An 8,990-nucleotide genomic window follows, 5' to 3' on the forward strand; every position below is an offset into this window, starting at 1 on the left:
GTCGGCCCGCGTCAGCGCGGAAGCCCCGGGGGTCGCTTCATGTCCGGCTACGCCGGACCGGCCGCGCCAGCCCTGGAGGTCGTTGTGTCCATGCGCGAGCTGGTGGTGCTCGGGACGGCCAGCCAGGCCCCCACCCGGGTCCGGAACCACAACGGGTACGTGCTGCGCTGGGACGACGAGGTGATCCTCTTCGACCCGGGCGAGGGCAGCCAGCGGCAACTGCTGCACACCACGGTCACCGCCACCGACCTGACCCGGATCTGCGTCACCCACTTCCACGGCGACCACTGCCTCGGCCTGCCCGGCATCATCCAGCGGCTGTCCCTGGACCGGGTGCCGCACCCGGTGCCGGTGCACTTCCCCGCCGCCGGTGCGGACTACTTCACCCGACTTCGGCACGCCAGCTCCTTCCACGAGACCGCCGAGCTGGCCGTGGCGCCGATCGAGGCGGACGGGCAGCGGATCGCGCTGCGCTGCGGCACGCTGGAGGCTCGCCGGCTTCGGCACCCGATCGACACGTACGGCTATCGGCTGGTGGAACCGGACGGGTGCCGGATGCTGCCGGAGAAGCTGGCCGCGTACGGCATCGCCGGGCCGGCGGTCGGCGAGTTGCAGCGCGTCGGCCACCTCGACCTCGGCGGGCGCCGGGTCACCCGGGAGGAGGTGAGCGTGCACCGGCCGGGGCAACGATTCGCCTTCGTGATGGACACCGGCCTCTGCGACGGGGTGTACGCGCTGGCCGAGCACGCCGACCTGCTGGTGATCGAGGCGACCTTCCTGGAGTCGGAGGCCGCGCTCGCCGCCGAGGTCGGGCACCTGACGGCCGGCCAGGCCGCCCGGGTGGCGGCCGAGTCGGGGGTACGCCGGCTCGTGCTCACCCACTTCTCCCAGCGGTACGCCGACCCGGCCCGGTTCGCCGAGGAGGCCCGCCGGCACTTCGACGGCGAACTGGTGATCGCCGAGGACCTGACCACGGTGCAGGTCCCGCCCCGGCGGGTACCCTCGGCCGGGTGACCGTCACGCTGCGTTCCGCGACCGCCGGCGACCTGATGGCGGTGGGGCAGCTCCACCAGCGGTCCCGGGTCGCCGCGTACTCGTCGTTCCTGCCGCCGGAGGCGCTGGCCAACCCGACCCCGGAGGCCATGGGCGCCTACTGGGCGGAGCGGTGGTCCTGGGAGCGCGACAGCCATCGGATGATCCTGGCCGTGCGGGGCGACGCCCTGGCCGGGTTCAGCTACCTCGGCCCGGACGACGAGGACGAACCGGACACTGGGCTGCTCTGCGCTATTCACCTGGCCCCGGCCGAGCGCGGTCGGGGCATCGGCCGGGCACTGATGGTCGACGCGCTGGCCGCCATGCGGGCGCGAGGCTGGCGTCGCGCGGCGCTCTGGGTACTGCGCGAGAACAACGTCGCCCGCGGCTTCTACGAGCGCGGCGGCTGGTCGCCGACCGGCGTGGAACGTGTCGACGTGATCGGCACCGCGCAGACTCCGCAACTGCGCTACGCCCGCCCGCTCTGACCCGCCCGGCGCGCATTGGATCCGGAATCATGCTCAATCCGGGATCCAGTGGCTTCCTCCGCCCGCTGATGCCACTCGATCCGAGATCGAGCGTGATCATCACAAGGTTCGCGGGATGGGCGGACAGTTTGCCGCGCTGGTGCGCGCACTGTGCGTCGAGGCCCCTTGTCGCGAGAGTAGGGATGCCGGACGAGGCCGGCATCCCTACTCTGCGGGTCCGGTCAGCCGGTCGCGCAGGTCGCGGTGGGTGTGGTGTTGTTGCCGTTCTTGTACAGGGTGATACCGAAGTTGTTGCCGTTACCGTTCGGGCGCGCCGTGAGAGTGCCGCTGCTGCCGCTGACCGAAGCGTTCCAGCTGTTCTGCAGGCTCTGGCTGCCGTTCGTACGGATGCTGACGACCCAGTTGTTGGTGCCGCTGACCGAGAAGGTCACGTTGAAGCGGTCGTTCCAATCTTCGGCGCGGTTGACGCTGACCGTGCAGCCACCGCTACCCGGCGGCGGCGTGGTGGGGTTGGAGCCACCTCCGCTGCTGCCCACCGTGATGTTGGAGCTTCCGCTGCTCTGATATCCCTCGGTGGCCATGATCTGGTAGTAGTGGTTGCCGAGGTTCATGCCGCGGCTGGCCCACGCGTCGAAGTGGTTGCCCGCGGTGATGGTGCCGCCCACCCGCTTCGACGTCCGGACGCTCCAGTACTGGTAGAAGGTCGCGGTGCCGTCGATGGAGGGCTGGTTCACCCGCTGCGTGCGGTAGATGTCGTACGTGCCGCCGTCGGTGTTGACCGTGCCCATGGAATTCGCACCCGGGGGACGCCAACTGCCCCAGCTGTCGACGATGTAGTACTCGACGAGCGGGCTCCTCGTCCACCCGTAGAGGGTCAGGTACGAGTTGCCGTTCGGGCTGAAGGTGCCCGAGTAGGTCACGGCCCGACGCGTGCCGGGATTCCAGCCCTTGCCGGCGACGAAGTTGTTGACGTTGCTCCACTGGACGCTGTACTGGCCGCCGTTGCCCATGGTCATGGAGACATTGCCACTGTCTTTCCAGAAGGAATAGAAGTAGCCGTTGTGGTTTCCTTCGGAGTTCGAGGTCACCGTCTGGGCGTAGGCGGGGCTGGATCCGATCGCGGCGACACCGGTCGTCACCAGCACCGCGGCGCAGGCGCCGGCGATCAGCATCCGGAGACGCCTGCGCCTGCGGCTTGTCGGTTGGGCGGGGATGTTGTTCATGTGCGGGCTTCCTCCTCCTGACGGCTGGCGGGGGGCCAGCAGCGCGTACGACCCGGCGAGGTTCCGGTGGCCAGGTGCCAGCCGCCGGACGTTGCCGGCATCGCACTACGCGGTGGTGGTGGGACCGGTCGTCCTTTCCGGCACGACCGGAGGAATGGGTCGCGGTGGGGTGGCCATCGAGCAGTTATCGAGCTGCTTCGATGGCGACAGTATTGGTCCGACCCAGTCGCACTGTCAACAACTTCCGGAAACTCCACGGAAGCCTGGTCGTAACAACCGGCCGCCGCTTATTGTCGTCAAGCCTGGCTATTTGGCCACGTCTGCCTGACGAATCCTCGGGCGCGGGTCATCGGAGTCCGGGTTGAGGTAACCAAGATCCCGAGCAGGAAACACCGAAAGTTTCGGAGGCTTCCGGCGCACCGATGGTGCACCACGCGCACCGCCGATGCACCACGGCGTGACGGCGTGGCCCGACCCGGCGGGGATGCAGACGACGACGGCCGGGCGAGGTCGCCCGGCCGTCGCTCGGTAGGTCAGCGGGCGCCGAGGTGGGCGAGCAGGTCCTGGCGGGTGAGTACGCCCTTGGGCTTGCCGTCGATCAGCACCAACGCGGCGTCGGACTTCTCCAACAGGTTCACCGCCTCGCTGACCGGCTGGCCACCACCGATCATCGGCAGCGGCGCGGCCATGTGCCGCTCGATGGTGTCGTGCAGCTGGGCCTGGCCGGTGAACAAGGCGTCCAGCAGGTCCTTCTCGGCGATCGAGCCGGCCACCTCGCCGGTGACCACCGGCGGCTCGGCCTTGAGCACCGGCAGCTGGGAGACGCCGTACTCGCGCATGTAGTCGACCGCGTCGCGGACCGTCTCGGTCGGGTGTACGTGCACCAGCTCGGGCAGCCCACCCGGCTTGCTGGCCAGCGCCTCGGCCACCGTCGGCTCGGAGCCGGAGTTGTCGAGGAACCCGTAGCGGGCCATCCAGTTGTCGTTGAAGATCTTGGAGAGGTAGCCCCGGCCACCGTCCGGCAGCAGCACCACGACCACGTCGTCCGGGCCGGCCGAGCGGGCCACCTCCAGCGCCGCCACCGCCGCCATGCCGCAGGAGCCGCCGACCAGCAGCCCCTCCTCACGGGCCAGCCGCCGGGTCATCTCGAAGGACTGCTTGTCCGAGACCTCGATGATCTCGTCGGCCAGGCCCCGGTCGTACGTCTCCGGCCAGAAGTCCTCGCCGACGCCCTCGACCAGGTACGGCCGACCGGTGCCGCCGGAGTAGACCGAGCCCTCCGGATCCGCGCCGATGACCTTGACCTTGCCGTCCGACGCCTCCTTCAGATAGCGCCCGATACCGGAGATGGTGCCGCCGGTGCCCACCCCGGCGACGAAGTGGGTGATCCGGCCCTCGGTCTGCTTCCACAGCTCCGGACCGGTCGTCTCGTAGTGCGAGCGCGGGTTCGCCGGGTTGGCGTACTGGTTGGGCTTCCAGGCGCCGGGGATCTCCCGGGCCAGCCGGTCGGAGACGTTGTAGTACGAACGGGGGTCCTCCGGCGCGACGGCGGTCGGGCAGACCACCACCTCCGCGCCGTACGCCCGCAGCACGTCCTGCTTGTCCTGGCTGACCTTGTCCGGGCAGACGAAGACGCACTTGTAGCCCTTGAGCTGGGCCACCAGGGCCAGCCCGACGCCGGTGTTGCCGCTGGTCGGCTCGACGATGGTGCCACCCGGCCGGAGGATCCCGGCGGCCTCGGCGTCCTCCACCATGCGCAGCGCGATCCGGTCCTTCACCGACCCGCCGGGGTTGAGGTACTCCACCTTCGCCAGAACGGTCGCCTGGATGCCCTCGGCGACGTTGCGCAGCCGCACCAGCGGGGTGTTGCCGATCATCTCGACGACGTTGTCGTAGTACTGCACCGCGTTGTGCCCTTCTCCTCCGGCGCCGGCGCCGCAGGCCGGGGCGGGTGATTCCGTGAAATTCCCGCGCCCAGGGTACGTCGGGTCAGGGCACCACGTGGCCGGGGATCACGGAGCTGCGACGTGCCTCCCACTCCAGGAACCGTTCGGTCTCGGCGAGCACCGCGCCGGCCAGCCAGGTGACCATCACCGCGTCGTCGATCAGCCCGAACACGGTGAGGAACATTTCCGGGACCGCGTCGATCGGGGAGACGATGTACGCCGTCGCCGCCGTCATCATGGCCAGCCGGAGGCCGCCGTCGTACTGCCCTCGGGCGGTGGCCGCGATCATCCGGGGCAGCGCGCCGACCCGCTTGCCGATCGTCGGGCCGCCGCGGGCACCGGCCGTCAGCGCCCGCGCCAGCGCCACGAACGCCGCACCCCGCTTCAACGTCTTAGCCATCGTCGTGCTCCTCTCCACGTGCAGCGTGACGAACCGACGCAACACTGCCCATCCAAGTACCCAGAGCGGTCGTTTTCCAGGCACCGGGGTGCCGTCACGACGACAGCGGCCCGTCGGATTGGCGCGCTAGTGTCGCGGTATGGGGGTGGCTGGTTCCGTCGTACCGGATCGTCCACGCTGGCAGCGCGCCTGGCGGGTGGCCCGCCTGGCGGCGATCGGCACGGGCGCCACCGTGGCGGCCGCAGCGGCGACCACGGGCGTGCTCCTCGGACAGGCCCGCCAGGCCCGGCGCATCATCCCGATGGCCGAGGCGCCGCCACCACGATGCGACGGAGTCTACGGCGCGAAGTTTCCCGGCCCCGCGGTCACCATGGTCGTCCTCGGCGACTCCTCGGCCGCCGGGTACGGCGTGCACCGGCGCCGGGAGACACCCGGCGCGCTGCTGGCCACCGGCCTGTCCCGCCGGCTCCAGCGCCCCGTCCGGCTGCACCGCTTCGCCGTGGTGGGCGCCATCTCGGCCGGCCTCAGATTCCAGGTCGAGGCGGCCCTTGAGTGCGATCCCGACGTCGCGGTCATCCTGATCGGCGCCAACGACGTGACCAACCGCACCCCGCCCGCCCTGGCCATCCGCTACCTCGTCGAAGGGGTGCGCGCACTACGCGCGGCCGGCGCGGAGGTGGTCGTCGGCACCTGCCCCGACCTGGGCGCGATCCGCCCCATCCAGCCGCCGCTGCGGTGGCTGGCCCGCCGGTGGAGCCGGCAGCTCGCCGCCGCCCAGACCATCGCCGTCGTCTCGGCCGGTGGCTGGACGGTCTCCCTCGGCGACCTGCTCGGTCCACGGTTCGCCGCGGAGCCCGGGCGGATGTTCGCCTGGGACCGGTTCCACCCCTCGGCCGAGGGCTACGCCGCGGCCGCCGCCGCCCTGCTGCCCACGGTGCTGTCCGCCTTGGGGTACGGCGCCGAACGCAGGCCTACGCTCACGCGCGCGGAAGGCGTACGGTCGTTGCCGAAGGCCGCTCAGGAGGCGGCTCGGCACCCGGGGACGGAGGTCAGCGGTACGCGGGTCCGCGGCAGCGAGGGCGGTCCGGCCGGCCGCTGGGCACAGCTGCGCCGCCGGGGGCTCTTCGGTGTCGGCGCGGCGCCGCAGTCCGCCTCCGCCATCGACTCACCCGCAGTGGAGGGACTCACATGACCAGCCTGTCGCCTGGTGCCCGGGCCGCGGCGCGGTTGGCCCGCACCGCGGCGGTCTCCCTGCTCGCCGGCACGCTCGGCGGCGCGGCCGTGCTCGCCGGCCAGGCCGTGATGGCCCGCAACCGCCGGTACGCCCAGCCCGAGCTGGGCCTCGCGCTGCGGGCAACCGTCGGCCGGGCCGACGCCCCGCCGGTGCGCCTGGTGCTGCTCGGCGATTCCTCCGCGCTCGGCGTCGGGGTGGACCGCCTCGGCGACACCATCGGCGGGCAACTGGCCGAGCTGCTCGCCGAGGGGCCGGCCGGGCGGCAGGTGCACCTGTCCAGCGTCGGTGTCTCCGGTTCCCGCTCCACCGACCTGGCCACTCAGGTGGCCCGGGCGTTGCTCGGCGAGCGGCCGGACGTGGCGGTCATCCTGGTCGGTGCGAACGACGCCACCAGCCTGCGGCGGCCGGCCGATGCCGCCGCGTACCTCGGCGCGGCCGTGCACCGTTTGCGGCAGGCCGGCGTCGAGGTGGTGGTCGGCACCTGTCCGGACCTCGGCGCGGTACGGGCGATCGCGCCGCCGCTGCGCCAGGTGGTCGGCTGGGTCGGTCGCCGGGTCGGTCGAGCCCAGACGAGCGCGGTGCTCGACGCCGGCGGGACAGTGGTCGACCTGGCCACCGAGACGGGCCCGGTGTTCCGGGCCGACGCCGGCACCTTCTGCCACGACGGCTACCACCCCTCGGCCGACGGCTACCGGGTCTGGGCCCACGCCCTGCTGCCGGCGGTGGCCGCCGCCGCAGCGGTCACCCCCCGACGCTGACTCTCCGGCCGGCGGTGAGCGCCGGCACTCGGTGTTCGGGTGGGCGGCAGAGGGTGACATTTCCCGGCGGCCGGACAACTTCCGCCGCAAGTTACCGGGGCGTTAACGTTGGCCCATGCCGATTGAGTCGTCCCGCGACGCCGTCATCGTCGCCACCGCCCGCTCCCCCATCGGCCGGGCCCACAAGGGGTCCCTCCGCGACCTCCGTCCGGACGACCTGGCCGCCACCATCGTGCGTGCCGCCCTGGACAAGGTTCCCCAGCTCGATCCGCAGCAGATCGACGACCTCTACCTCGGGTGCGGCCTGCCCGGCGGCGAGCAGGGCTTCAACATGGCCCGCGTGGTCGCCGTACTGATGGGCCTCGACGGCCTGCCCGGTGCCACGCTCACCCGCTACTGCGCCTCCTCGTTGCAGACCACCCGGATGGCGATGCACGCGATCCGGGCCGGCGAGGGCGACGTCTTCGTCTCCGCCGGGGTCGAGGCCGTCTCCCGGTACGCCCGGGGCAACTCCGACGTCCTGCCGCCCGAGGCACAGGCCGTGGTGGGTCGCTGGGAGAACCCCCGGTTCGCCGAGGCACGCGAGCGGTCCAAGGTCCGCGCCGAGGCCGGCGCACCGGTCTGGACCGATCCGCGCGAGAAGGAGGCGCTGCCCAACGTCTACCTGGCCATGGGGCAGACCGCCGAGAACCTCGCCCAGGTGTACGACGTGACCCGCGCCGACATGGATGCCTTCGGCGTACGCAGCCAGAACCTGGCCGAGAAGGCGATCGCCGACGGCTTCTGGGCCCGCGAGATCACCCCGGTCAGCACGCCGGACGGCACGCTGGTGAGCGCCGACGACGGTCCGCGTCCGGGGGTGACCCTGGAGGCGGTCTCCACACTGAAGCCGGTCTTCCGCCCCGACGGCCGGATCACCGCCGGCAACTGCTGCCCGCTCAACGACGGGGCCGCCGCCGTGGTCGTGATGAGCGCCCAGCGGGCTGAGGAGTTGGGGATCACCCCGCTGGCCCGGATCGTCTCCACGGGCGTCACCGCGTTGTCGCCGGAGATCATGGGGCTCGGCCCGGTGGAGGCGAGCCGGCAGGCGCTCAAGCGGGCCGGGATGACCATCGACGACGTCGACCTCGTCGAGATCAACGAGGCGTTCGCCGCCCAGGTGATCCCGTCGTACCGCCAGCTCGGCATCCCCGAGGAGAAGCTGAACGTGATGGGCGGTGCGATCGCCGTCGGCCACCCCTTCGGCATGACCGGTGCCCGGATCACCGGCACGCTGCTCAACGCCCTGCAGTGGCACGACAAGACCATCGGCCTGGAGACCATGTGCGTCGGCGGCGGGCAGGGCATGGCGATGGTCCTCGAACGCCTCAGCTGAGCGATCTGGGCGGGCCGGCCGGCACCGCCACCAGGTTCGGGTCGGCGCTCCGAGCAGGTTCGGGTCGGCGCTCCTAGAGCGCGGTCCGGGTCGCGGCCACCTCGGTGGCGGCCCGGGCCAGGACCTCGTCGGGCGGGCCGGCGGCGAGCAGGTCGGTCGCGACCACCCGGAGCTGGTCGGGCAGGGCCAGGTCGTTGTCGAGCCGGGGTACGCTGCGCCGCGGCTCGCCCTCCGCGTCGGCGGTGAGGTTGGCGATCTCCTGCACCAGCCGGTGCACCAGATCCCCTCGGGAAACGTTGCCGGCCGACGCGATGGCCGACCACCGCGGCTGCTGCCAGTGCCCCACCTGCCGCACCAGCAGTTCCACTCCCCGCCCCAGTTCCACGCCCCGCACCTCGTCGCCACCCACGCCCGCACTCTACGCACCGCCACCCCGCCGCCGTCGATCATGCAGTTTCGGTCGCCCAAAAACCCCTTTTGGACCGTTATGCCGCGACCAGAATCGCATGATCGACGGGGCGGAGCGGGGCGGGG

Annotated in this window: 9 protein-coding genes; 5 read left to right on the forward strand and 4 right to left on the reverse strand. The window is 71.8% G+C overall.

The annotated features are described in order from the left end of the window. Nucleotides 1-84: 84 nt before the first annotated feature. Both C1I95_RS03680 and C1I95_RS03685 read left to right on the forward strand, forming a co-directional pair. Nucleotides 85-1,014 carry a ribonuclease Z gene (locus tag C1I95_RS03680; RefSeq protein WP_111212340.1) on the forward strand — a complete coding sequence of 310 codons (930 nt, stop codon included), beginning with the start codon at nt 85-87 and terminating at the stop codon, nt 1,012-1,014. Then, a complete protein-coding gene (locus C1I95_RS03685; protein ID WP_111212333.1) occupies nt 1,011-1,520 on the forward strand; it encodes a GNAT family N-acetyltransferase in 510 nt (169 codons plus the stop codon). Before C1I95_RS03680 ends, C1I95_RS03685 begins: the two co-directional genes overlap by 4 nt. 221 nt (nt 1,521-1,741) lie before the next feature. Here C1I95_RS03685 and C1I95_RS03690 read toward each other — a convergent pair whose 3' ends face one another. From C1I95_RS03690 to C1I95_RS03700, 3 genes are all read right to left on the reverse strand, one after another. After that, on the reverse strand, nt 1,742-2,692 hold the full coding sequence (locus C1I95_RS03690; protein WP_438941277.1) for a glycoside hydrolase family 11 protein: 951 nt from the start codon (nt 2,690-2,692) through the stop codon (nt 1,742-1,744). Between the two features lie 584 nt (nt 2,693-3,276). Continuing rightward, nucleotides 3,277-4,647, reverse strand: coding sequence for a cystathionine beta-synthase (locus tag C1I95_RS03695; RefSeq protein WP_111212335.1), 1,371 nt, complete (start codon nt 4,645-4,647; stop codon nt 3,277-3,279). An 85-nt stretch (nt 4,648-4,732) separates the two neighbouring features. Beyond that, the gene (locus tag C1I95_RS03700) at nt 4,733-5,089 is read right to left on the reverse strand and encodes a YkvA family protein (RefSeq protein WP_111212341.1); all 357 of its coding nucleotides are present in this window, start codon (nt 5,087-5,089) and stop codon (nt 4,733-4,735) included. Between the two features lie 139 nt (nt 5,090-5,228). Here C1I95_RS03700 and C1I95_RS03705 point away from each other — a divergent pair, with 139 nt between their 5' ends. The 3 genes from C1I95_RS03705 to C1I95_RS03715 all read left to right on the forward strand — a co-directional run bounded on the left by C1I95_RS03705 (nt 5,229) and on the right by C1I95_RS03715 (nt 8,456). Continuing rightward, nucleotides 5,229-6,281 (forward strand): SGNH/GDSL hydrolase family protein, encoded by a 1,053-nt coding sequence (locus tag C1I95_RS03705; RefSeq protein ID WP_111212336.1) that lies wholly within the window; start codon nt 5,229-5,231, stop codon nt 6,279-6,281. Then, nucleotides 6,278-7,081, forward strand: coding sequence for an SGNH/GDSL hydrolase family protein (locus C1I95_RS03710; RefSeq protein WP_111212337.1), 804 nt, complete (start codon nt 6,278-6,280; stop codon nt 7,079-7,081). The genes C1I95_RS03705 and C1I95_RS03710 overlap by 4 nt, the downstream gene beginning before the upstream one ends. A gap of 115 nt (nt 7,082-7,196) precedes the next feature. After that, nucleotides 7,197-8,456 carry an acetyl-CoA C-acetyltransferase gene (locus C1I95_RS03715; protein WP_111212338.1) on the forward strand — a complete coding sequence of 420 codons (1,260 nt, stop codon included), beginning with the start codon at nt 7,197-7,199 and terminating at the stop codon, nt 8,454-8,456. A 73-nt stretch (nt 8,457-8,529) separates the two neighbouring features. Here C1I95_RS03715 and C1I95_RS03720 read toward each other — a convergent pair whose 3' ends face one another. Next, on the reverse strand, nt 8,530-8,865 hold the full coding sequence (locus C1I95_RS03720; RefSeq protein ID WP_438941278.1) for a hypothetical protein: 336 nt from the start codon (nt 8,863-8,865) through the stop codon (nt 8,530-8,532). Nucleotides 8,866-8,990 lie beyond the last annotated feature (125 nt).

The organism is Micromonospora craterilacus (assembly GCF_003236315.1).
Lineage (GTDB): Bacteria > Actinomycetota > Actinomycetes > Mycobacteriales > Micromonosporaceae > Micromonospora > Micromonospora craterilacus.